A 24,492-nucleotide genomic window follows, 5' to 3' on the forward strand; every position below is an offset into this window, starting at 1 on the left:
TATGCTTAAGATCGAAACTTTGTCAGCTATAGATCAGGCTACTTATCTTCAAAAAAAAGAAGTGGCTGATTTCCTTTTTACCCATCTTGAAGAATATGGAGATCCTCATGTACACATCATGAAGTGTCTGGATTATGCCTTGGATCAAGCGGTTGATAAGGGGGGATTTGTAGTCTTGGCTAGGGAGAATGGGCACATAGTTGGAGCGGTGGTCATGAATAAGACCGGCATGTCAGGGTATATTCCAGAGAATATATTGGTTTACATTGCTGTGGATGCAAGCCAAAGAGGGAAAGGTGTCGGCAAAAAATTGATGAAAACGGCCATTGAATTGGCCAATGGAGATATCGCCTTGCATGTGGAGCCGGATAATCCTGCTAAAAAGCTCTATGAAAGTCTTGGTTTTACCAATAAGTATTTGGAAATGAGGTTAAAAAAATAAAATGGCCTATTTAACACTACATAGAAAGAAGCTTCAGGATAATTTTAACTACCTCAAAAATCTCTTTGAGGAACATGACGTTTCTTGGGGTATTGTTTCAAAGTTACTCTGTGGAAACAGGAAATTTCTGAAGGAACTGATTGATTTGGGCGTTCATGAGATCCATGACTCCAGAATCAGCAACCTAGCAAAGATCAAGGAAATCAATCCGGAAATCCAAACGGTCTATATCAAGCCGGTCTCCAAAAGAAACATAGCCAAAATGGTGAAATATGCAGATGTGAGCTTGAACAGTGAGTTGACTACTATCCGTTGGATTTCAGAGGAAGCTCAAAAACAGGGCAAAACGCATAAGATTATCATTATGGTTGAAACAGGTGACCTTAGGGAGGGTGTCATGGGGGATCATTTGGTGGACTTTTATGCCCAGATTTTTGAGCTGCCTAATATAGAGGTGATAGGATTGGGTACGAACCTGAATTGTCTGAACGGGGTCATGCCTTCCACTGATAAGCTGATCCAGCTGTCCCTATACAAGCAGATCATTGAATTGAAATTCAATAAAAAGATACCATGGGTTTCTGCAGGCACATCTGTAACGATTCCCCTGATGCTTCATAAGCAGCTGCCAAAGGGAGTGAACCATTTCAGGGTAGGAGAGACATTGTTTTTTGGTGTGGACTTATTTGAAGAAAAAGTAATTGATGGTATGCATGGGGATGTTTTTGAACTCTATGCTGAAATCATCGAAATGCAGGAAAAGCCTCTTTTACCCACAGGGACCCTGGCTGCTAATCCTCAAGGAGAGGTAGCGGAGATTGATGAATCTCTTTATGGAAGGTCTTCTTTCAGGGCCATTTTGGATATAGGTTTATTGGATGTGGATCCTAAATACCTGATACCGGAAGATGGGGAGTTTGAAATATTGGGGGCAAGTTCGGATATGTTGATTTTGAACTTGGGGGAAAATCCCAAACACTATAAAGTAGGAGATACCGTGAAGTTTGGATTGAAATATATGGGTGCTCTTGGAATCCTCAATTCTAGCTATGTGGACAAACTGGTAGAATAGAATAATTACCGGAATTGTTTTCATGAAAATAGTTGATAATTACCACAAGAGCTCTTTTTGGCATGGAATTAGTCTAAGTGTAGAAAACCAACTATTATTTTATATGAAAAAGCTAAGTTTGATTTTCGCAGTGATGGCATTATTTATTGTCGAAAGTAATGCTCAAAATTCAACCGAAAGAGGCGGGTTTGGTATCCGTGGTGGTGTCAACTTCTTTAATTTTGGAGGAGGAGATATTGCCGATGACGACTACAGTCAACGTACAGGTTTTCATGCGGGGCTGTATAATTCTTTTTATTTAGGAAGCGCTGTAGCCATTGAGCCCGGTGTTTATTTTGCGGTCAAAGGAACAAAAAACGATGACTTTGCCAATTCCAGGGCAGTTTTGAATTACATTGATATTCCTGTCCTGTTGCGATTGCACCTGACAGAGGGATTGAATGTATTTGGAGGGCCTCAGGCGTCATTTTTGACCTCATCTAAGTTTGAAGGTGACCTTTTCGGATCTACGGTAAGTTTTGATACCGATTCAGTCCAGGAAACAGACTTTGGAATGGTCTTAGGCTTGGGTTATAACTTACCTAAAGGCCTTAATGTACAGGGATCCTATAATTATGGATTGAGCCCAGTATTCAAAAACAGCAATAATGATGTTTTTAACCGAGGGTTTATGGTATCCATGGGTTATACATTCTGAAAATAATTCATAGAGGATTTATAAATTAAACAAGCCTGTTTTTTAATATTCAGGCTTGTTTTTTCTTTTCTTAAAGGACTAAATTTCAAATTTATCCAAGAATGCTAAGATTGTTTTTTGAGAAAAATGGAAAGTAAAATTTGTGTTTTAGATAATTTCCAGTAAACTATATGGTGAATTTTATTTTTAACCAGAACCTATGATCAGAGTTATTCTAATTGCTTTCATTGTAACCTTTGTTTCAGCTTGTCATCAAAACAAAACTTTACAAGAGCAGACAGTTTTCATTGACTTGGATGAAAGCAAGAAAATGAATTTATCAGACTATTTTCAACATATCGATTACAGCCTTTTGGATGTCCCGGATTCAATTCCGCTTGTGAAAGTTTGGAAGTTTGGTATGAACTCGGATAAGATTCTTGTCAGTGACAGAGAATTGAATAATTTATTGATTTTTGATGCTTTTGGTCAATTTGAAAATATCATAGAAGCGAAAGGTCAGGGGCCAAATGAATATCAAAGTATGGAAGATTATCAGGTTTTTGATAAACATATTTATATTTTAGATGGCAGTCTAAGAAAAATCTTAAAGTTTGATTTCTCCGGACAGGTAGTAGAAGAAATGAAAATTGACTTTCATCCTTATAATTTCTCTATTAATGAGTCAGGATTTTTGTATTATTTTGGAAATAGACCAACTTATGAATTTCAATCCATTGTATCCGTAAAAAATGGCTCGATAAATGGTTTGAAAGAAGTCAGAAAAGATTTTGAGGGTTTAAATTATGCCTCAGTCTATGGATTTCAATATGATAACTATGACAAAAATGTACTTTTGAAACTTGACACGTCTTATGAAGTTGTGATTTTTGATGAGCAACTTAATAGAGAAAGGGAGCTTAAGTTTGATTTTGGCAGGTACAATTTTCCGGATGAAAAGAGGAAAGAGTTTTTTATGGGATACGAGCGATATGCCTATCTGATGGAAAACGAAATGGTTGAAATGATTTTTTCTTTTATTCCACTTAAAAGTCATTATCTAATGATTGTTAGTCAAATGGGTAAAGCGGCTAAAACAGTTATGATGGATAAAAGAAGCAGTATGGTAGAAGTCATCGACGAAATGATCAATGATTTGGACGGTTTCCAAGGTGATTTTTCGCCAGTAATACAGAATAACGGTAATTTGATTCAAGTAAAGGCTTCCAGGAACTTCTACAATGAATATCTGAAAAATTTTGGGGGTAAATCAATAGACGCATCTTTCATTAATGATCCAAAAAGCATCCATTATTTTTTCAATAACAATAAAGAGAAGTTAATGGAAGACAACTATGTGGTTGTTAAAAACAAGATTAAGGATTGACTTTGACTGGATATTATATTATGCTATATCCTTTTTCTTCTTGTTTTCAGTTTCGTATTTCAGTCTCATGAGAGCGGAGCTAATTTTTCTTGGATAAAGATTGTCAAAATAAAAGGGCAGACAGGAGAATAAACCAATTCCTCCAAAGAATACAATATGCTGGTTTTCTTTATTTTCGTCGGTAAAAATCAAAAGAAATTTGATTTATTTGATCCAAGTTTGTCAATGATTCTTTTACTTTGGCCTTTCTTTTGATGATTGAGGAATTCAATAAAAGTTAGAATTAAGAGAAAGTTAAACCTTTAATAAAACCGACCAATGAAAAAAATAATCTTGATTCCCTTATTGCTCATCATGATGGCTTCGACGGAGGTGTTTGCCCAAATTGGCGTAAGAGCCGGAGCAAATGTAGCCAATTTTGATGGTTATGATTTTAATTCTAGGATTGGGTTGCACTTGGGAGCATATTATCAATGGGATTACAACGATCTTTTCTCGGTTGAACCTGGCTTGTTTTTCTCTCAAAAGGGATACAAATCCTCTTCCGATAATATCAAAGAAAACCTGAATTACATTGATATTCCGGTTTTAGTACGGTATTGGGCAACCCGTGACCTGAATATTTTTGCTGGACCCCAAGGTTCAGTCCTGGTTAATAGGAAATATGATAACAACGGTACCATCTCCCAAACCACAGAAATCGTAAGGGGTTATGATATTGCAGCGGTTTTTGGCGTCGGATATGAAATCTTCGAAGACTGGAATGTACAGGCAAGTTATGATCTTGGTCTGACCAGCCTGAATTATTTCGATGTGAATGTGAAAAACAGGGTATTCAAAGTTTCAGTGGGTAAAAGGTTCTAACCTTTTACCCTACCCGGGTTTTCTTCCAAAAATGCCTTCCAGCCGGCGGTTCTTCCCCTCGTCTGTAATCTTCCATCATGAAAATGATGACATAATGCTACCCCAAGTGCATCGGTAGCATCCAATAATTTTGGTAATTCTTTGATATTCAGTAAGGTTTTTAGCATTTCAGCCACTTGTTCTTTGGATGCATTGCCATTACCAGTGACCGATTGTTTGACCTTTTTGGGTGAGTACTCCGCGATGGGGATTTCTCTGGCAAGAGCAGCTGCCATGGCTACTCCCTGAGCTCGGCCAAGTTTGAGCATAGACTGGACATTTTCACCATAAAAAGGTGCTTCCAAGGCCACTGCATCAGGATGGAATTCATCAATGAGGCCTGTAATCCTTTCAAAGATTTTTTTTAGCTTTAGTTCATGGCCAGTGTATTTCTTCAGATGGATGACGCCAAACTGGATCAGACTGTATTTGTTGCCTTCCACTAAAATAAGCCCGTATCCCATTACATTTGTGCCGGGGTCAATGCCTAAAATGATTTTTTCCTTTGAAGGTTTTTTGACTTCTTTACTCATTATTGCAAGTTTAACGAATTCATGCTAACATTTTACCTTTTGTTTGGGATACTTTATTGGGGGATGTTTTCCAGGTTAAGGAAACTTTGGGAGGGTAGAAAGAATCTGGGTCGAAACTTCATCCAGAAGGAAAATCCCCAGGTCAGTATTTTGGTGCCTTTCAGAAATGAAGCCCAAAATCTACCTGCAATTTTTAATGGTATCTTTTCGCTTCAGTACCGTCCATTACAGGTTTTATTTATAGATGACCATAGCGAGGATGAAGGTCGAAAGTACTTGACTGCGTTGATCGATAAACCTGGTTGTGAAGATATTGAAATTGAAATCCTCAAAAGTAAGGGGATTGGAAAAAAAATGGCAGTGCGGACAGGGGTAGAAAGAGCATTTGGTGATATCATCCTGACCACAGATGCAGATTGTTTTCTACCGAATGATTGGGTAGAAAATAAGTTGAAGGGTTTTTCAGATCCCATGGTCATGATGGTGGCTGGCCCTGTGATCAGTCAAAAGTCAAAAGGTTTTTTTTCTGTCTTTCAACAAATTGAATGGTCAAGTATCATCTTGATCACCAAAGTTGGATTTGAATTGCAGGCTCCTTTGATGTGCAGTGCGGCTAACATGGCGTATAGAAAGAAAGCTTTTGAGGAAGTAGGTGGATACAATGGGAATTTGGATCAATTGTCAGGTGATGATGAGTTTCTTTTGAAGAAAATCAGTAAGAGATTTGGTGTAGGTTCAGTTCGTTTTGTAACAGATAACCTGGTGATGACCATGCCTCATGCTACTTGGCGATCTTTATTTTCCCAACGTATCCGTTGGTCTTCCAAATGGAGATCACATTTATCTCTTATCCATATGGCAGCCTCCATTTTACCAGTGCTGATTCAGTTGATTTTTATCAGTAGTGTTTGCTTGCTTTGGAAAGGTCATATAGGGATGATCTTATTTCTGATTTTATGGACTACAAAAATTCTTGCAGAGAGAAAAGTTTTAGGAAAAGTACTGGAAACCTATGGAATAAAGTTTTCTATTTGGAGTTATGTCCTGACAGGAATAGTCCACCCCTTCTATGTTTTGGTCAGTGCAATTGGAGGGATTTTCGGAAATTTTGAATGGAAAGGAAGGAAATCATCCAATATGGCTTAATTTTAGATTCGAAAATAAAAAGTATGACTGACGATGAATTTGATTTGTTGGACGAGCTTTATTTTGTCCAGCATTTTAGCTATTTAAAAGAGACCTTAGGGTGGGGGGAGACTAGACTTTTGACCACATTACAGGCACTCTATGAAAAGTCTTTCATTAAGTGTCTGAAAGGTCCTGATGATGAAATTTTCGAAAAATTAGATTTAACACAATCCGGAACAGATCTTTTTTACCTGGCAACCAAAAAGGGCTTGATGGAACATAATGCACTATAGTTGAGACAGGAAACACAAATAGCGAAATATCAAAAAAAAGAATTGGAGCTCAAGGCCCTTCTTGAAATCACGCAGGCTATTAATGAAAATAAGCCATCCCATGTACTTTTGGATATTTTCAAGTTTACGTGCCTGGTACACCTCAATATCCGCTCTTTATTACTCTATATGATCGAAGGGGATCATTATGACCGAAAGATCACACATGGCGTGAAAAACAAAGTTCCGGAGTTGATTTTGGCGGAGAAAGTAAAATATGAAAGGAAAACAGGGGAGCTGAACATTGAAGTGGACCAGCTTTACTCATTTTCTGAGCTGGAGAGTTATTTGCCGGTATATCATAAAGACAAAATGCTTGCCATACTTTTTCTGAAAAAGAAAGATGATTTGGATGAGCTTGACCTTGATTTTACGCAAGCCTTGGCCAATATATTGGTTGTGGCCTTAGAAAATAAGAAATTTGCCAAGCGGCAGTTGGAGCAGGAAAGGCTCAAAAAGGAAGTTGAAATTGCATCCAATGTTCAGAGGATGCTGTTTCCTGCCGAATTGCCCAATACCCCAAAACTTGCAGCCAAAGTCACCTATATCCCGCATTCGACTGTAGGAGGGGATTATTATGATCTGATCATCAAATCTGAGGACGAAGTGTTTTTTTGCATTGCGGATGTTTCCGGTAAAGGTATGCCGGCGGCTTTGTTGATGTCCAACTTTCAGGCGGCCCTGAGGACATTGCTAAGAAGCACCTCTGATTTGAAAATGGTGGTGGAACAATTGAACTATACCATTTTCGATAATACCAAGGGAGAAAGATTCATCACGTTTTTTCTTGCCTCCTATAATTATAAAAACAGAGAGCTAAATTTTGTGAATGCCGGCCATAATCCCCCTGTGTTATGCTGGGAAGCAGAAAACAGAAGTGAACTATTGGGAGCTGGCACGACCATCTTAGGGGCTTTTGAAGAACTGCCCTTTCTGGAAATTGGACAAAGGAATCATCTAAAGGGTTTCACCATTCACCTGTATACAGATGGCTTGACAGAAAGTCTAAATGATGAGGAAGAAGAGTATGGTGATGAACGCTTTGTGAAATTTGTCAGAAAGAGACTTTGCATTGCCCCATCTAAATTCCATGATCAATTCTTCAAAGAACTGAAAGATTTTTCCAATGGAGGTGATCAAAGGGATGATATCACCTTATTGAGCTTAAGATTCCAATAATCATGGTGTGGCTTCATCATATACCGGCCATTATCCCCAAGATTTTCCCAAATATGCTTTGGCACAAAGAGCGTGACTCACCCAAAGTTTACCTAACCTTTGATGATGGTCCAGTGCCCGGTATTACAGACTTTGTAGTGGAGGAACTGGGGAAAAGGGGGATGAGGGCTACTTTTTTTATGGTAGGGGACAACATCCGGAAGCATCCTGAACTTGCCCAAAGAGTTTTGGAATCAGGAAATGGCTTAGGTAACCATACACAGCATCATGTGAAAGGCTTTGGTCTTTCCTGTGAGGAATATCTAAAGGAAGTCAGTTTGTGCCAATCTCAGTTTGACATGACTTTAGGGATAAAACCCCGTTTGTTTCGGCCTCCTTATGGACAATTGACCAATAAGCAGCTGAAATCTATACTGCCCGAATTTCAGGTGGTGATGTGGGATGTGCTTTCAGGGGATTTTGATAAAAAGCAATCTGCTGAGGTCTGTTTGGAAAAAACCAAAAAGCATACCCAAAGCGGTTCGATTATTGTGTTTCATGACCAGCAAAAAACCTCACAAATAGTCCAAGCGGTCTTACCGTCATATTTGGATTATTTGACAGTGAAGGGGTTTGAAACTGCTCTATTATGATTCCAGCACTGGCACTATATCTGATCGGCTTTTTAATTCTCCAGGATTTTTTTTTATGGATCCTGCTGAGGAGTAATTTCAGGGCCTATAAGGGCAAAATGGAAGAAGAATGGCCGAATATCAGCATTTTGATTCCATCCAGAAATGAAGAGGCAAATTTGCCGGCATGCTTGAGGGCCCTTGAATCGTTGGATTATCCGAAGGAGAAGATACAGGTGATCTTGGGAAATGATCAAAGCACTGATCAGACAGCAAGTATTCTTGAGCATTGGGCAAAGGGCAAACCTTGGGTATTTATCGTGAATATTTCAGCTGACAAATTGCATTCCATGAACGGAAAAGCAAATGCCTTAAGTCAGATGGCTCAAAAAGCCAATGGAGAAGCTTTGTTGTTTACAGATGCTGACTGTATGGTGCCTGCTACTTGGGTGAAAAAAATGGTTGCGGTATGGAAGCGCTCTGAAGCTGGAATAGTTACCGGAATCACCAATGTCAAAGGATTGACTTTTTTTGAAAAAATGCAGTCGATTGACTGGTGGCTGACCTTGGGAATGGTCAAAGTGATGGATGACTTGGATATTTCACTGACTTCAATGGGCAATAATATGTTGATCTCAAAAGAGGCATATCATGCAGTGGGGGGATATGAGGGGATTCCATTTTCTCTGACCGAGGATTTTGAGATAGGTAGGCAAATTCAGAAAAAAGGATTCAAAGGGGTACATGTAGTAAGTTCCGAAAATTTGATCGAGACAAAAGGGCAGAAGAATTTTTCGGATTTATTGATGCAAAGGAAGCGTTGGATGGCCGGAGCCATGGCATTGCCGGGTATTTGGAGGATTGTACTTGGACTTCAGGTTGTGTTTTTTCCTGCCATGCTATATTTCTGTTTTTTATATCCTTTTGAAGGATTGTTGATTTGGCTGTTTAAAGTGGTAACACAAAGTGTTTTTATTTACAGTTTTGCGTTAAAATCAGGAGAAAGATTGAAAAGTTGGGATTTGATTCTCTACGAAATATATTATTTGATTACCAGTTGGTCTACAATAGTTTATTATTTTTGGCCGTCCAAAACAGACTGGAAAGGAAGGAAGTATTGATATCGAAAGGTTGAAGTCAGATTGCGGAAAAGAAGAATAATATTTTAATCAAATCTATTAGATCGGTGAATTACATAGATACACATGTTCATATTTATTCCCCAAAATATAACGAAGACAGGGATGAGGTGATCAGAAGGACCTTGGAAAACGGGGTGAATAAGTTATATATGCCCAATATTGATGTAGCGTCAATCGACGCTATGTTGGAAGCCGAGCTGAGATATCCAGGGGTTTGTATACCCATGATGGGACTACATCCCTGTGACGTTAAAAAGGATTTTGAAAAGGAACTTTATGTGATGGAGGACTGGATTGGTAAAAGAGAGTTTGCGGGGATTGGGGAAACAGGCCTGGATCTTTATTGGGATAAAACTTTTTTTGAACAGCAAAAGGAAGCGCTAAGGATTCAGATCCGATGGGCCAAGGAGAAAAAATGGCCGATTATTCTGCATTGCAGGGAATCTATGGATGAGACCATTGCCATCATCAAGGAAGAAAAAACAGAAGATTTGAAAGGGATTTTCCATTGTTTTTCCGGAAGTCTTGATCAGGCAAAAGAAATTATAGAATTGGGATTTCTTTTAGGGATAGGGGGTGTATCCACCTACAAAAACGGGGGGCTGGATAAGGTACTTCCTGAAATAGGTCTTGATCACCTGGTTTTGGAGACGGATGGGCCCTATTTGGCTCCAGTACCCCACAGGGGCAAGAGGAATTCTCCGGAGTATATTCCGATTATTGCGGAGCGGGTAGGAGATTTGACAGCCTCTACAGTGGATCAGGTGTCAAAGGTGACCACGGAAAATTCAAATCAAGTTTTTCATCATTTTCAGTCATGAACTATAAGATTGTAAGACTCAATACGGCGGCAAAGAGCGAAATTACCTCTTCTGTCCTGATCATATATACCGGAGGTACACTTGGTATGGCCTATGATGAATCCGGGGCTCTGGTTCCTTTTAATTTTGGTCAGATTTTGGAGAAAATCCCCAATCTGACCAATATGAATGTGGCCATCACCGTGATTTCATTTCCAGAGCCGATAGATTCTTCTAATGTGAATATGCATCATTGGGTGGATATGGCTTACATCATCTATGAAAATTACGATAGCTATGATGGCTTTGTGGTATTGCATGGTACTGACACCATGGCCTATTCTGCTTCCATGCTGAGTTATATGCTTCAGGGGTTGAGTAAACCGGTGATCTTTACAGGAGCTCAATTGCCCATTTCTGCCATGCGTTCGGATGCCAGGGAAAACCTCATGACATCGTTGGAGATAGCAGCGGCTAAAGCAAATGGTAAGCCCATAGTGCCGGAAGTGTGTATATTTTTCAACCATATGCTGTTGAGGGGGAACCGTTCCAAAAAGGTGCAGAGTGTTCATTTTGACGCCTTCGAATCCGAGAATTACCCCGCTTTGGCAGAGTCGGGCATTATCATAGATTACAATTATGCTGCCATCAAACCGTATGAGGAAGGAAGCCGGTTGAAATATTTCAATCGTTTGGACAACAATGTGATGGTCCTCAAACTTTTTCCTGGGATTACTGCCAAAGTTTTGGATTCCTGTTTCAATATCAAAGGGTTGAGGGGAGTGGTGCTGGAGACCTATGGCTCCGGTAACAGTCCAAGTGAATCTTGGTTTTTGGATTCCCTTGAGAGGGCTGTGAAAAAGGGTATTATCGTTTTGAATGTATCACAATGTAATGGAGGCAGGGTGATACAGGGCAGGTATCAGACGAGCAAGGATTTGCTGAGAATAGGGGTATTGAGTGGAGGAGATATTACCACAGAAGCAGCAATCACCAAGATGATGTTTCTGTTGGGCAATGAGACTTCAGATGCAGAGATCAGGAGAAAACTGGTGACGCCAATGTCGGGAGAAATGTCCTTGACTGGAATTGCGTAATTTTTTCTAAAAGATGTTGGATACGCATTGAATAATTCATTTCTTTGCACTCCGATTGAGAAATCAGCCATACAGAGAGGTGTCCGAGTGGTTGAAGGAGCACGCCTGGAAAGCGTGTATACCCCTAAAGGGTATCGAGGGTTCGAATCCCTTCCTCTCTGCCAAAGCCAACTTTAGGAGTAGAGTTGGCTTTTTTATTTTTCATTTATATCAATCATGACACCTTACATTGTATGCCCACAGAGCAATTTGTTTGCTAATCAAGTTTATTCCTTTCAGTATTTTGGAGATGAGTGGAATAAGGGGTAAATTTGTGATTGAAAATCAAGCAAAATGGTGTTTTTCTATTTACATATAAATCCACTTTCGGCATTCGATATGGTGCCTTTGCGCTATCTGCTTGATGATATATTTTTAAAATCCTCCAAGGAATTTATTAAGTAATCCCTGTCCAGACCCAGGGCAGGGGAAGTTTCCGGTTTATTCTTACTCAAATCCAACAAGGTTAGTATTAACTGATTCCATGCAGTGAATTCAGGGTGATGCCTGTGTTCCTGTGTGGGTTAATGGTATCAGTTAAAGTGATCCGAAAAATTATTATCATGTCTGAACCAATTATAGTAACAACAGGTATGTATGACCTGATCAAAAATCAAATTCATAGAAAACGGGTTTCCAAGGAACAAGAATCGCTGCTTTTGGAAGAGTTGAAAAATGCAAAGCAAGTCTTAAGACGCGAATTGCCTGTGGATGTAGTTACAGTCGATAGGATTGTTACCGTAAAGAATAATGAAGATGGCAGCCAGAAAAACTATCACTTCGTTGCTGATGACCATAGAAAGGTAAGTAAAGGAAGGTATTCCATATTGTCCGATATTGCATTGGCATTAATGGGAAGAAGGGTAGGAGATGTATTGGACTGGCCGTTTGAAAATGGTCCTATGAAAATAGAGATCGTGAATGTGGAGATTGTCAAATAACGAAAAATTGCTCAATTCCCCGAGGTTCTGCCTTGGGGAATTTTTTATTAAAAATGTACATACTAATAGCAGAATCAGTTAAAATTGCACTTATATACACTGTATTTTTTTTCATATCCGCCTCCATCAAAAACGTTGCTATTGGCTTCTGATAAAAATAAATAGGATATAGGACATGCTGTATTCTATATTGTCATGTGGTTTTGAAAATATTAACGTGAATTATAATAATGGATTTTTGGACATTGATTTTAATTTAAACAGATTAGTTTGTTGCCGATTTGTTGGCAGACTACTTTTTAAACCCAAAATCATTCCACTTAAGTTGTTTGTTTTCCCTTTCGTATAAATTACCTAATGGCTTCATATTCCTTCTTTTAGCTTGCAGAAAATTCAATTTAATAGGTGAGAAATAAACTTTATAAAAAAATTATGATTATTTCCTTTGCAATTTGAAGCGAAAAAATGATAACTTTAAAATCTCATTAATTACGTTAGAAACCGTTTAACCTTTATTTAAAGTCTATTTAAAATCTACATTATGAAAAAGTTAATCGCTTTGTTCATGCTTTCCGGAATCTTGATGTTCCCGGTAATTACGAAAGCTCAGGATGCAGAAGAACAAGTTGCTGCAGAAGAAACTACAGAAGTCGTTGAAGAAGTTGTGCAAGCAACTCCTACAGTCGTAGATGATGAAATCATCGAAGAGGAAAAAGGCTTCCATCAAGTCATCAAAGAAAAGTTTATCGAAGGTGATCCAACTTTCATGTCTCCAGTATTGATCTGTTTGATCTTAGGTCTTGCTGTAGCTTTGGAAAGAATCATCACTTTGAACCTTTCTACTACAAACACCAAAAAACTTTTAGCTAAAGTTGAAGAAGCACTTGAACAAGGTGGTATCGAAGCAGCAAAAGATGTGACCAAAAACACTAAAGGTCCAGTTGCTTCCATCTTTACACAAGGGTTGATGAGATACTCTGAAGGTATCGAAATGGTGGAAAAATCGATCATCGCTTATGGTTCTGTTGAAATGGGCCGTTTGGAAAAAGGATTGGTTTGGATTTCCCTATTCATCTCCCTAGCTCCGATGTTGGGTTTCATGGGTACGGTAATCGGTATGATCGGTGCATTCGATGCAATCGAAGCAGCTGGTGATATCTCTCCTTCTCTGGTAGCAGGTGGTATTAAAATCGCCCTTTTGACAACTGTTGCAGGTTTGATCGTTGCGATTATTCTTCAGTTGTTCTACAACTATTGCGTAGCCAAAATCGATTCTTTGGTTAACGACATGGAGGATGCTTCCATTACTTTGGTGGATATCCTAGTGAAGCATAAATTGACCAAGTAATTCTTGGTTGAGTATTGCTCAGCTCAAATTATCTTTTAATCGAAAATAAACAGAAATGGATACTATAGATATCTTCATGTTCTTGTCATATGGATTGATCATTGGTGGTTCAGTTCTTGCGGTTGTGATGCCATTAATCAAATCGCTTGGAGATCCTTCCAGTTTGGTCAAAACAGGACTTTCGGTCTTAGCACTTGCAGTAGTATTCTTCATTGCCTATTCTATTTCAGATAGTGAAGTATTGCCTAAATATGCTGCTGAGCCGTTTAATTTGACTCCAGGACTTTCTAAGTTCGTGGGAGGTTCACTTCTTACTACATACGCATTGTTCATCATTGCTATAGTAGGAATTGTTGTTACAGAACTTAATAAAGCAATAAAATAATGGCAAGGAAAAAAGGCAGAGTCAGTCAGGAGGTAAACGCAGGTTCCATGGCGGATATCGCTTTCCTGTTGCTTATTTTCTTCCTGGTGACCACGACGATTGCTTCAGACAAAGGTATACTTAACGTATTGCCTCCGAAGCAAGATCCAAATCAGCCACCGCCAGAAATCAAATTGAATGAAAGGAATATTTTCAATATTCTGGTAAATGCCAATGATCAACTTCTTGTAGAGGGTGAATATTTGGATAACACCGATCGATTATCTGAGGATATTAAAGATTTCATTTTGAACTTTGGGTCACCTGATGAAGAATCAATCGCACTATTCAATAGTTTGCCAGCTTCTCTAAGAGCAAGAGCCAAGAGAGATCCTGGATCTTCTGATCATCCAATGACTGGTGGTGCTGTAGTGTCTATTAAGACAAACAGAGGAACTAGTTATGAGCGATATTTGGAGGTTCTTGACCAAGTAAAAAGAGCTTATTTTGAAATTTATGCTGAAAGGGTAGGATTAACTTCCGATCAGTATAGACAACTTACCGGTAAAACACCGGCTGAAAAAGAGCTACTTGATAGAGGTAAGGAAGGAATTCCAATGGCGATCTCAATTGCGGAACCAGATAAAATAGGAGGAAATTGATATGGGTAAGTTTAAGAAAAAAACCAAAACCTCAGAAAATATCCCTACTTCTGCATTGCCGGATATTATCTTCATGCTCCTTTTCTTCTTCATGGTTACGACTGTGTTAAGAGAAAGTGACATCTTAGTTGAACAAAAAATCCCTCAAGCAACGCAATTGCAGAAATTGGAAAAGAAAACTTTGATTTCTTATCTCTATGTAGGTAAACCAAAAAACACAAGTTTGTATGGTACAGAACCAAGAGTACAGGCCAATGATGTTTTGATCAACACGAAAGACATCATTTTGTGGGTTAACCAAGAGAAAGATAAGTTGTCTGAAGCGGAAAGAGATCAGATTACTATTTCCATGAAGGGTGATAGAGATGTTAAAATGGGTCCAATCTCTGATATTCAGTTTGAATTGAGGGAGGCAGACGCCAGAAAACTACTTTATTCTGCTGTTGGAAAGGTTCAAAATTAATCTTTAAATTAATACATGTATTAAAGCTATTCCGTAAGGAATAGCTTTTTTTGTTTCGAAGAAATATGATCCTGAAGAAACTTGAAAATAAGAAAAAGGTCCAAAATGCTTGGGCAATGTATGATTGGGCTAATTCTGTTTATAGCTTGGTGATTACATCCACGATTTTCCCCATATATTTTAACAGTGTTACTTCCTCTGAGAATAAGGGTGATGTAGTGTCTTTTTTTGGGATTGATGTTGTGAATACTGTTCTGTATTCCTATTCTATTTCTTTTTCTTTTTTGATTATTGTCTTTTTATCCCCTTTACTTTCCGGTATTGCTGATTACAGTGGAAAGAAACTTACGTTTATGAAAATCTTTGCTTATTTGGGTTCGGCCGCCTGTATTGGATTGTTTTTTTTTAATGGCGATAATCTTGAATATGGAATTATTTGTGCTGTTTTGGCAAGTATTGGATTTGCGGGTAGCATAGTTTTCTATAACGCTTTTCTTCCAGAAATAGCCACAGAAGAGGAATTTGATTTTTTGAGTGCAAGGGGATTTTCTTTGGGATATATAGGAAGTGTTATTTTGTTGGTACTAAATTTAATCATGATAGAAATGCCGGGTTTTTTCGGAATATCAGACGGTGGACAGGCGGCACGTTGGTCTTTTTTAATCACTGGGTTGTGGTGGGCTGGATTTGCTCAAATCCCCTTTAAGTTTCTGCCAAAAAATCCTTACAACAAAAAAGTTAAAAAAGATTTGTTGAAAAGAGGGTATAATGAAGTCATTAAGATTTTTAAGTATGTCAAAAGTGACAAAATTTTGACAAAGTTTTTGTTGGCCTTTTTATTTTACAGTATGGGTGTACAGACAGTTCTGTATCTTGCGGCTTCCTTTGGTGATAAAGAGTTGGGTTTACCTGGTGATAAATTGATCATAACAATTTTGATAATTCAGTTGGTTGCAATCGGAGGAAGTTATCTATTCGCTTACCTTTCAAAATTATTTGGGAATAAAAGCTCACTGGTAATCATGGTTTTTGTTTGGATTCTGATCTGTGGGGCTGCCTATTATGTGGAAAATGAATACCAATTTTATTCTTTGGCTTTTGTGGTTGGTATGGTAATGGGTGGCATTCAGTCTTTATCTAGGTCAACATATTCAAAGCTTATTCCAGTCAATACGCAGGACCATGCTTCCTTTTTCAGTTTTTATGATGTGACGGAAAAAATGGCGATTGTTTTTGGAACGTTTTCGTATGGTTTTATCGAACAGATTTCCGGAAGTATGCGAAACAGTTCTCTCGCTTTGGGGTCTTTCTTTCTTGTAGGTTTGATTTTTCTTTTGTTAGTTAGAATACCGAAGCAAAGTATTCAAATAATAGAAACCAAACATGCTTAGCATTATTCCAGGTAATAAAATTTCCAGTCTTGACTCTACTTATATAAAAGAGGAAGGAATAAGCTCATGGGATTTGATGGAGAGGGCTGCTTCGGCTTTCTGTAATTTGCTTTTTGAGAAATTGTTAATGGTTCCTGATGATGTCTTTATTTTTTCTGGGCCCGGAAATAACGGGGGAGATGGATTAGCCATTGCGAGGTTGCTGAGTTTAAGAGGAAAGAAGGTTTCGTTAATCGTTTTTGAACAGAATCAAAACTGTAGTAAGGATTATCAGATTAACTTTGAAAAATTGCCTTCTCAGGTACAGGTTTTTAGATGGGACGAATTCGGTTTCGCTTTCAATGATCATGACTTGATCATTGATGGGATATTCGGAGTGGGGATCAATAGGCCTGTTGAGGGTAAATATAGGGAAGTAATAGAGAAACTGAATGAGGCTAAGGGGATTAAAATCGCAATTGATATTCCTTCAGGAATACCTTCAGATAGCCTCCTTATAGGTATTGCATTTAAGGCTGATTATACTTTCACTTTCCAGTTTCCAAAATTGGCACTATTATTTCCTGAACATGCTGAATATAGTGGTGTGATTGAGGTGGCAGACATAGGAATACCAGATCATTTTCTAGAACAGTTTGGTGAAAATCGATATTTCCTAACAGGGGATGATTTGAAAAGTCTACATTTAACCTTTAATAGGTTCAGTCACAAAGGAGATTACGGTAAGGTTTTATTGATAGGGGGGAGTAAGGGGAAAGTCGGTGCTGTTTTGCTTGCTTCTAAAGCAGCATTAAGAACAGGAAGTGGACTTGTTTTCGCATTAGTTCCAGAAGATGAAAGACTCATTTTGCAGATTGGTGCACCAGAAGTGATATTGGCAAATCAGGATGAGATTAAAGGCTTACAGATTTTTGATGCACTTGGAGTAGGTCCAGGTTGGGGGCAGGAAATCGATATTTCCTTTTATGAAAGTTTATTGAAGCGTTATCACAAACCCTTAGTGATTGATGCTGATGGACTTAATCTTTTGTCTGCGCATCCGAGATTAATAGAGCTTGTGCCAAATGGAAGTATTTTGACTCCGCATATAAAAGAATTTGAAAGGATGACAGGGAAGGTTGATCATCACCTGGATAGGCTACAGAAGGCAAGAGATTTTTCAGAAAAACACAACGTCTATCTTGTCCTGAAAGGGCAGTTTACTTCCATTACCTGTCCGGATGGCAGACAATTCTTCAATTCTTCGGGCAACCAATATATGGCCACCGCTGGCTCAGGCGATGTTTTGACTGGCATGGTCACTTCTTTTCTGGGACAGGGTTATCCGCCGTTGAATGCTGCTCTATGTGCTGTTTATCATCACGGTTTGGCGGGTGAATTAGCATCTGAAACAAGGTTACGGGGAACCATAGCCGGTGATATTATTGAAAGTATTCCTGCAAGTTTTTTAAAATTGGGAATTGCCTGAAATTATCAAGCTATTTCAGAACTTAAACTAACCCATCTCGGTTTAACCAACATTGGATTTAATCGATGAATAAAGAAAAGATATTACTTTGGACTCTGGCGGCGATCAATTTCACACATATTGTGGATTTTATGATTTTGATGCCGCTTGGACCTCAATTGATGAGGATTTTTGAGATCAGTCCAAGGGAATTTGGACTTCTGGTTTCATCTTACACCTTTGCAGCGGGTTTTAGTAGTTTTATGGGGGCTTTTGTCCTGGATAAGTATGATCGTCGCACCATAATGTTATGGGTGTTTTTCGGTTTTTTCTTAGGTACATTGGCCTGTGCTTTTTCTCCTAATTATTTTGTACTGTTAGTGGCCAGGATCGTATCCGGACTGTTTGGAGGATTGACCTCAGCTTTGATTTTAGCAGTGATAGGCGATGTAATTCCGGATAATAGAAGGGGAAGGGCCATGGGCTTGGTGATGGCAGCATTTTCGGTAGCATCTGTATTTGGAGTGCCTTTTGGTCTGTTTATCGCCAGTTTATCCAATTGGCATGCGCCTTTTTTGTTTTTGGCAGGTATGTCAGGGCTTATCTTTTGGATGATCTATAGATTTGTGCCATCTATTACCGGACATATTGTGTCAAAGCAGCACAAGCCTACTCCGATTCAAGTAGTTAAAAGGGTAACTGGTAACAATAACCAAATGAGGGCAATTACCCTGACAATCATGATGATGCTTGGGCAATTTATGATTATCCCATTTTTGAGTCCCTTTATGGTAGCTAATGTTGGATTCAGTGAAATGCAGCTGACCTATATCTATATAGCGGGTGGTGCTTTCACTATATTCACTTCTCCTTGGGTTGGCCGCCTGACTGACCAATATGGGAAAGTAAAAATTTTCACCATTTTCATGGCTTTGAATGTTATTCCTATTGGAGTGATCACCCACTTGGGTGTAACCCCAATTCCCTATGTGCTGTTGATTTCAACCATGTTTTTTGTTACTTCTAATGGTAGAATGGTGCCAGCCTCCGCTTTGATTACCGGTACTGCCAAGCCTGAAAACAGAGGAAGCTTTTTGAGTTTCAACTCAGCTGTTCAACAGTTGGCTGCCGGATTTGCATCCTTTGTAGCGGGCTTGATTTTGGCAGAAAACCTCAATGGTGAATTGGTTAACTACAATGTAGTGGGCTATATAGCCATTGTGTTTAGTTTGCTTTGTATTCCCCTGATCAGGAGGATCAAAGTAGTGGATATTGAAGGGACAGCTTCAATGGAAGTAGTGTCAGAAAATGTGCGTTTAGAAGAAAAAATAAAAGCCTGAAGTTAAGGCCTCAGGCTTTCAAAACATTAAAATTATTTTTTAAAATTCCGCATGACCGGGCGTTCTAGGGAAAGCAATCACATCCCTGATATTGCCCATGCCTGTTACAAAAAGGACCAATCTCTCAAAGCCCAATCCAAAACCGGCATGCGGGGTACTTCCGAATCTCCTGGTGTCTAAATACCACCACATTTCTTCTGTAGGGATATGCATTTCTTCCATTCTTTGGGTCAATTTTTCCAATCTCTCTTCTCTTTGGGAACCACCTACGATTTCCCCAATGCCAGGGAAAAGGATGTCCATAGCCGCTACAGTTTTGCCATCATCATTTTGACGCATGTAGAAAGCTTTGATCTCTTTAGGATAATCGGTAAGGATGACCGGCTTTTTAAAATGCTTTTCCACTAGGTAACGTTCGTGTTCTGACTGAAGATCAACCCCCCAGTTTTCCACCAAATACTGGAATTTTTTCTTCTTGTTATGGTTGGAGTTTTTAAGAATGTCAATGGCTTCAGTATAGGTCAATCTCTGGAATTCATTTTCAACCACAAAACGCAATCTTTCCAAAAGACCTAGCTCGCTTCTTTGATCTGCTTTTTTCGCATTTTCTTCTTCTGCTGCTCTCTTATCCAAAAACTCCAGATCATCTTTGCAGTTTTCCAAAGCATAGTTGATGACATACTTCAGGAAATCTTCTGCCAAGTTTTGGTTGTCCTCAGCATCATAGAAAGCCATTTCAGGTTCTATCATCCAAAATTCCGCCAAATGGCGGGCAGTATTGGAGTTTTCTGCCCTGAATGTTGGCCCGAAAGTATAGATGTCAGCTAATCCCATAGCTGCCAACTCACCTTCAAGCTGTCCGGAAACAGTTAAATTGGTTTCTCTTTCGAAGAAATCTTCTTTGAAGTTGATGCTTCCATCTTCATTCAAAGGTGGCTTTTTCAAATCAAGCGTTGTGACCTTAAATGTTTCGCCTGCTCCCTCCGCATCAGAAGCGGTAATGATCGGCGTATGGATATAAAAGAAACCTTTGTCGTTAAAGTATTTGTGTACGGCAAAGGCCAATGCATGCCTAACCCTGAAAACAGCACCGAAGGTGTTTGTTCTCATTCTGAGGTGGGCTATCTCCCTTAAGAATTCTAAAGAATGTTTTTTGGGCTGCAATGGATATTTCTCTGGGTCTGCGTCTCCAAGAACTTCGATGGTTTCAGCATTCAGTTCTGCCTGCTGACCAGCGCCCTGAGAGGCTACAATTTTCCCCTTAATTTTCAAACAAGCGCCAGTCGTTGCTCTCTTTAATAATTCTTCATTAATAATATTCGGATCGGCCACTATCTGAAAATTGGTGATTGAAGAGCCATCGTTCAAAGCGATAAAAGAAACATTTTTATTGCTCCTTTTTGTCCTTACCCAGCCCATCAAGGTGACTTCTTGACCGATATAATCTTTTTCAAGAAGTTCCTTTATTTTTACACGTTTGTTAAAAGCCATATGATTTGTTGAATAGATGAAAGTTAAAGAGCCTCTTCTTAATTGGCTTCTTAAAGGGAATGCAAAAAAACGATATAATAAGCTTTTTATCAAAAAATTGTTCTAATTTCCTAAATTTGGGCACGAGGAAAGATGTAAGTGGACTGTCCAATCTGTATCTTTATTCGAATTTCATAACTCTATGCAAAAATTACATTTAAGTCAGGTTTTATCTCAGAAGCTTTCTCCTCAGCAGATCCAGTTTATCAAACTGCTCCAGGTCCCTACAGCTGAGCTGGAAGCCCGTGTTGAAGAGGAGCTGGAAATTAATCCTGCATTGGAAGAAGGTAAAGAGGAAGAAAAGAAGGAGTCCGAAGATGATTTTGAGGATAACTATGAAGAGGATTTGGGGTATGATGATAAAGATGTAAATCTTGAAGACTATCTCAATGATGATTATGGGGGGTATAAAATGCAGGGTGATGGCAATTACTCTCCTGATGAAGAAGAGAGAGAAATCCCTATTTCAAGCGGTATTTCTCTACATGAGCAGCTTATCAGCCAATTGGGATTTTTAAAACTTGATGAAAGGCAAAGAACAATAGGGAAACAGCTAATTGGCAGTATTGAGAGCGATGGCTATATCAGAAGAGATTTGGAAGCTATCATCAATGACCTTGCATTTAGTCAGAATATTGAGACTGATATTGATGAGTTGGAGGAAATACTTAGAAAAATACAAGGCTTTGATCCAGCGGGTATAGCAGCCAGGAACCTTCAGGAGTGCCTTTTGATCCAATTGGAAAGGAAAGAGCATCACGATGATCCTACTGTTCAGAATGCTATCCGAATAATCAATGATTGCTTTGATGAATTCACAAAAAAGCATTATCCAAAAATTCAGAAAAAATTGGATATGGGAGATGAAGACCTAAAAGAAGCAGTCAATATGATTACTCGTCTTAACCCTAAGCCGGGAGGTATTTCAGATGGTCTGGTGAAGACTCAATACATAATTCCGGATTTTATTCTGACCAACACTGAGGGGAAACTTGAGATTTCGCTTAATTCCAAAAATGCACCGGAATTGCGGGTCAGTAAGTCATATTCTGAGATGTTTGACGCTTATGAAAAAAGTGATAAAAAGGATAAGAAACTTAAGGATACCGTCACTTTTGTCAAGCAAAAGTTGGATGCTGCAAAGTGGTTCATTGACGCCATCAAGCAAAGACAGCAAACACTCCTGAAAACCATGCAGGCGATATTGGAGTATCAGGATGAATTTTTTATCGAAGGTGATGAGACCAAATTGAAGCCGATGATCCTTAAAGATATTGCTGAAAAAATAGAAATGGATATTTCAACTGTTTCCAGGGTTGCAAATAGTAAATCTATTCAGACAGAGTTTGGGATTTTCCCATTAAAATACTTTTTCTCAGAAGGGATTGCTACAGATTCAGGTGAAGATGTCAGTAACAAAGAGGTGAAAAGTGTGTTACAGACTTTAGTAGATGGGGAAAATAAGCGCAAGCCCTTATCTGATGATAAACTGGTGAAGATGCTCAACGATAAAGGCTATAATATCGCAAGAAGAACTGTGGCAAAATACCGTGAGCAATTGCAGATACCAGTAGCAAGATTAAGAAAGGAACTTTAAGTGACCAGAAAATTAGCATTATTCGTCTCTTACTTTTTTCAACCTTTGCTAATGCCTACACTGGTATTTGCTTTTTTAATTTACGGCACTCCGGAGTTAGTGACGATGAATCTTTATAATAAGGGTTTTATTTTATTAATGGTCTTTTTGACCACCTTTATCATTCCGGTTTTGAGTATGGTCATGATGCGATTGACCAAGAACATCTCCTCGTTTCATATGACGGATAAGGAAGAAAGGGTTTTTCCATTTTCTATGATTAGCCTGTTCTATATGTTGACCACCTATTTGTTTTATCTCAAGTTCAAAATTGACCCGATTCTGGTCCTGGCTTTGGCAGTGATTACGATAAGTGTGATTCTTCTGACCAGCATTACCTTTTTTCTGAAAATCAGTGCGCATATGACAGGAATTGCAGGCTTGTTGGCAATCATTGCAGCTGTATTGATCAAAAACCCATCCAATGAATATATTGAATTCTTGCTTTTAAGCATCTTGGTAGCAGGAGGGGTAGCTTCTTCAAGACTGTATTTAAATTCACATAATCCCCTTGAAGTTTATCTGGGATTCTTTTTAGGTTTCGGTGTTTGTTTTGGTGCATTTTATTTTTGGACATAAAAAAAGCCGGATGAACCGGCTTTAAGAGGGGTGTTTTGTGAATTAAAACAAGGCAAAAGATACACCAAAATTTACCTGATTTGCTTCAGTTGCAAAGGGACCCATATCCTTTTGGAAAGCTTGGTTTAAGCTATAGTAGCCCCAAATATTGAATCCAGGGAACCCCATTCTGGTGTATACCCCATATCTAAGAGGACTGAATCCGTAAGATTGTCTGTCTTTTATCCTCCTAGTAAGGCCGCTGTCGTCTGTATATTGGATTTTGGTATGTGCGCTCATGAGGTATCCGATTTTACCACCAAATGCAATCCTCATACTTTTACTGTAATTTCTTCTGTTGAAATGGTACCTGAATTCCAAAGGTATCTCAAGGTAGTTTGTGGAGACATTGTTTTTATCTATGCTGATATTGTTACCGTAAACATCTTTGATTTCAAGTAATTCGCTTGACTCAGTTCCCCTATTTGGGTTGTTGAATAAGGTTCTGTCATCAGTGAATGCATATTTGTCAGTACCTACCCCAATACCAGGATTAAAGGTTAGCCCAGAAGCTTCTCCGATTTTTATTTCAGTCTGGTAATAGATGTTGAAAGTTCTGGAAGAGAAAAATTGGGTATTCAACTCATTGGGTCTATTATTGAGTGTGTTGAACCCAAAATCTATAAATAGATCGCCTTTGATATCGGGTCTTCCTCCGATTGGAGTTCTTTCCTTTTCTTGAGCAAATAGTAAAGCGGTGGCGATAAAGTTAATGAAGAAGACAAGTGTTATTCTTTTCATGAAAGAGTATATTGATTTTAAAATTTCGGCTAAATTATAAAATCCAATGTGATTTGCTGTTCTTTTTCTCTTAATTATTCTTAATTGAAATTCAGATACATCAATTAAATTGACAAAAACTCCGGAATTGATTTTTGTTTATTTCAAAAAGCTCACTACTTTTGCAAACCCAATTGGCCTCGTAGCTCAACTGAATAGAGCACCTGATTACGGCTCAGGAGGTTTCAGGTTTGAATCCTGACGAGGTCACTTACTTAATCTTGCATCGGTAAGATTTCCAATACCAGGTTTTGATTACGTACAAGATAGTCGCAGAGATTGTGTCTATTTGAGGTATTTGAAGCTTGGCGCTATCACAACTTATCACCTGAAGAGATGATAAGTTTATTTGAAATTCTTAATCTTTTCTCCCTAATTTAACGTTTAAAATAGAGAAAGATTGTAGCACAAAAAATAAAACAACAGGTTTTCAGTCTGTTAGCTACAAAAAAGAAATAAATCAAATTTTCCTGATAATTAAGTCTTGCGAAAAGCAAAAAGCTTATTACCTTTGCACTCCTGTTCGGAAGGAACGGGAAAAAAAGATGATGGCCTTATGGTCAGCGATACTGTCTGGAGAGATGGTAAAAGTTCTTTGAAGTGATGGATACGAAACGACAAGAAACCATTG

At 38.6% G+C, this 24,492-nt stretch carries 25 protein-coding genes and 2 tRNA genes; 24 read left to right on the plus strand and 3 right to left on the minus strand.

Annotation, left to right across the window (positions count from 1 at the left end):
* Position 1: 1 nt before the first annotated feature.
* The 5 genes from ACFFIP_RS16660 (at position 2) to ACFFIP_RS16680 (ending at position 4,441) form a co-directional block, all read left to right on the plus strand.
* A complete protein-coding gene (locus ACFFIP_RS16660) occupies positions 2–442 on the plus strand; it encodes a GNAT family N-acetyltransferase (RefSeq protein ID WP_382388857.1) in 441 nt (146 codons plus the stop codon).
* Position 443: 1 nt separating this feature from the next.
* Positions 444–1,514: an alanine racemase gene (locus ACFFIP_RS16665; protein WP_382388859.1), complete on the plus strand. Its 1,071-nt coding sequence runs from the start codon at positions 444–446 to the stop codon at positions 1,512–1,514.
* 103 nt (positions 1,515–1,617) lie between these two features.
* Entirely contained in the window at positions 1,618–2,211 is a 594-nt protein-coding gene (locus ACFFIP_RS16670) for a porin family protein (protein ID WP_382388860.1), read from the plus strand.
* Positions 2,212–2,410: 199 nt separating this feature from the next.
* Positions 2,411–3,577, plus strand: a complete 1,167-nt coding sequence (locus tag ACFFIP_RS16675) for a DUF4934 domain-containing protein (protein ID WP_382388861.1) — start codon at positions 2,411–2,413, stop codon at positions 3,575–3,577.
* Positions 3,578–3,895: 318 nt separating this feature from the next.
* Entirely contained in the window at positions 3,896–4,441 is a 546-nt protein-coding gene (locus ACFFIP_RS16680; RefSeq protein ID WP_382388863.1) for a porin family protein, read from the plus strand.
* On the opposite strand, the gene ruvC is transcribed toward ACFFIP_RS16680, so the two are convergent.
* Entirely contained in the window at positions 4,438–5,013 is a 576-nt protein-coding gene (ruvC, locus tag ACFFIP_RS16685; protein ID WP_382388864.1) for a crossover junction endodeoxyribonuclease RuvC, read from the minus strand. The genes ACFFIP_RS16680 and ruvC overlap by 4 nt on opposite strands.
* Positions 5,014–5,034: 21 nt before the next feature.
* Here ruvC and ACFFIP_RS16690 point away from each other — a divergent pair, with 21 nt between their 5' ends.
* The 16 genes from ACFFIP_RS16690 (at position 5,035) to ACFFIP_RS16765 (ending at position 19,297) form a co-directional block, all read left to right on the plus strand.
* Entirely contained in the window at positions 5,035–6,159 is a 1,125-nt protein-coding gene (locus ACFFIP_RS16690; RefSeq protein ID WP_382388865.1) for a glycosyltransferase, read from the plus strand.
* A gap of 23 nt (positions 6,160–6,182) precedes the next feature.
* Positions 6,183–6,434, plus strand: a complete 252-nt coding sequence (locus ACFFIP_RS16695) for a hypothetical protein (protein WP_382388866.1) — start codon at positions 6,183–6,185, stop codon at positions 6,432–6,434.
* Positions 6,435–7,652, plus strand: coding sequence for a PP2C family protein-serine/threonine phosphatase (locus ACFFIP_RS16700; protein WP_382388867.1), 1,218 nt, complete (start codon positions 6,435–6,437; stop codon positions 7,650–7,652). It begins immediately after the preceding gene.
* 2 nt (positions 7,653–7,654) lie between these two features.
* Positions 7,655–8,284: a polysaccharide deacetylase family protein gene (locus tag ACFFIP_RS16705; protein ID WP_382388868.1), complete on the plus strand. Its 630-nt coding sequence runs from the start codon at positions 7,655–7,657 to the stop codon at positions 8,282–8,284.
* On the plus strand, positions 8,281–9,384 hold the full coding sequence (locus ACFFIP_RS16710) for a glycosyltransferase (protein ID WP_382388869.1): 1,104 nt from the start codon (positions 8,281–8,283) through the stop codon (positions 9,382–9,384). The genes ACFFIP_RS16705 and ACFFIP_RS16710 overlap by 4 nt, the downstream gene beginning before the upstream one ends.
* A 65-nt stretch (positions 9,385–9,449) precedes the next feature.
* Positions 9,450–10,226, plus strand: a complete 777-nt coding sequence (locus ACFFIP_RS16715; RefSeq protein WP_382388870.1) for a TatD family hydrolase — start codon at positions 9,450–9,452, stop codon at positions 10,224–10,226.
* The gene (locus ACFFIP_RS16720; RefSeq protein WP_382388871.1) at positions 10,223–11,302 is read left to right on the plus strand and encodes an asparaginase; all 1,080 of its coding nucleotides are present in this window, start codon (positions 10,223–10,225) and stop codon (positions 11,300–11,302) included. The genes ACFFIP_RS16715 and ACFFIP_RS16720 overlap by 4 nt, the downstream gene beginning before the upstream one ends.
* 73 nt (positions 11,303–11,375) lie before the next feature.
* Positions 11,376–11,466, plus strand: a tRNA-Ser gene (locus ACFFIP_RS16725).
* A 438-nt stretch (positions 11,467–11,904) separates the two neighbouring features.
* Positions 11,905–12,282, plus strand: coding sequence for a GreA/GreB family elongation factor (locus ACFFIP_RS16730; protein ID WP_382388872.1), 378 nt, complete (start codon positions 11,905–11,907; stop codon positions 12,280–12,282).
* A 541-nt stretch (positions 12,283–12,823) separates the two neighbouring features.
* Positions 12,824–13,630 (plus strand): MotA/TolQ/ExbB proton channel family protein, encoded by an 807-nt coding sequence (locus tag ACFFIP_RS16735; RefSeq protein ID WP_382388873.1) that lies wholly within the window; start codon positions 12,824–12,826, stop codon positions 13,628–13,630.
* Positions 13,631–13,685: 55 nt separating this feature from the next.
* Positions 13,686–14,015: a hypothetical protein gene (locus tag ACFFIP_RS16740; protein ID WP_382388875.1), complete on the plus strand. Its 330-nt coding sequence runs from the start codon at positions 13,686–13,688 to the stop codon at positions 14,013–14,015.
* The gene (locus tag ACFFIP_RS16745) at positions 14,015–14,656 is read left to right on the plus strand and encodes an ExbD/TolR family protein (protein WP_382388877.1); all 642 of its coding nucleotides are present in this window, start codon (positions 14,015–14,017) and stop codon (positions 14,654–14,656) included. The genes ACFFIP_RS16740 and ACFFIP_RS16745 overlap by 1 nt, the downstream gene beginning before the upstream one ends.
* A gap of 1 nt (position 14,657) precedes the next feature.
* Positions 14,658–15,119, plus strand: coding sequence for an ExbD/TolR family protein (locus ACFFIP_RS16750; protein ID WP_382388878.1), 462 nt, complete (start codon positions 14,658–14,660; stop codon positions 15,117–15,119).
* Positions 15,120–15,184: 65 nt separating this feature from the next.
* Positions 15,185–16,510, plus strand: coding sequence for an MFS transporter (locus ACFFIP_RS16755; RefSeq protein ID WP_382388879.1), 1,326 nt, complete (start codon positions 15,185–15,187; stop codon positions 16,508–16,510).
* The gene (locus ACFFIP_RS16760) at positions 16,503–17,978 is read left to right on the plus strand and encodes an NAD(P)H-hydrate dehydratase (protein WP_382388880.1); all 1,476 of its coding nucleotides are present in this window, start codon (positions 16,503–16,505) and stop codon (positions 17,976–17,978) included. Before ACFFIP_RS16755 ends, ACFFIP_RS16760 begins: the two co-directional genes overlap by 8 nt.
* A gap of 65 nt (positions 17,979–18,043) precedes the next feature.
* Positions 18,044–19,297: an MFS transporter gene (locus ACFFIP_RS16765; RefSeq protein ID WP_382388881.1), complete on the plus strand. Its 1,254-nt coding sequence runs from the start codon at positions 18,044–18,046 to the stop codon at positions 19,295–19,297.
* A gap of 39 nt (positions 19,298–19,336) precedes the next feature.
* Here the strand turns inward: ACFFIP_RS16765 and asnS are convergent, their stop codons facing one another.
* Positions 19,337–20,788: an asparagine--tRNA ligase gene (asnS, locus tag ACFFIP_RS16770; protein WP_382388882.1), complete on the minus strand. Its 1,452-nt coding sequence runs from the start codon at positions 20,786–20,788 to the stop codon at positions 19,337–19,339.
* Positions 20,789–20,969: 181 nt separating this feature from the next.
* On the opposite strand from asnS, the gene rpoN reads away from it, so the two are divergent.
* Both rpoN and ACFFIP_RS16780 read left to right on the plus strand, forming a co-directional pair.
* Entirely contained in the window at positions 20,970–22,424 is a 1,455-nt protein-coding gene (gene rpoN, locus ACFFIP_RS16775; RefSeq protein WP_382388883.1) for an RNA polymerase factor sigma-54, read from the plus strand.
* A gap of 51 nt (positions 22,425–22,475) precedes the next feature.
* Positions 22,476–23,042: a phosphatase PAP2 family protein gene (locus ACFFIP_RS16780; RefSeq protein WP_382388884.1), complete on the plus strand. Its 567-nt coding sequence runs from the start codon at positions 22,476–22,478 to the stop codon at positions 23,040–23,042.
* A gap of 42 nt (positions 23,043–23,084) precedes the next feature.
* On the opposite strand, the gene ACFFIP_RS16785 is transcribed toward ACFFIP_RS16780, so the two are convergent.
* Positions 23,085–23,822, minus strand: a complete 738-nt coding sequence (locus ACFFIP_RS16785) for a porin family protein (protein WP_382388885.1) — start codon at positions 23,820–23,822, stop codon at positions 23,085–23,087.
* A 175-nt stretch (positions 23,823–23,997) separates the two neighbouring features.
* On the opposite strand from ACFFIP_RS16785, the gene ACFFIP_RS16790 reads away from it, so the two are divergent.
* Positions 23,998–24,071, plus strand: a tRNA-Arg gene (locus ACFFIP_RS16790).
* The last annotated feature ends 421 nt before the right edge of the window (positions 24,072–24,492 follow it).

This window comes from Fontibacter flavus (assembly GCF_042432905.1).
In the GTDB taxonomy this organism is placed as follows: domain Bacteria; phylum Bacteroidota; class Bacteroidia; order Cytophagales; family Cyclobacteriaceae; genus Fontibacter; species Fontibacter flavus.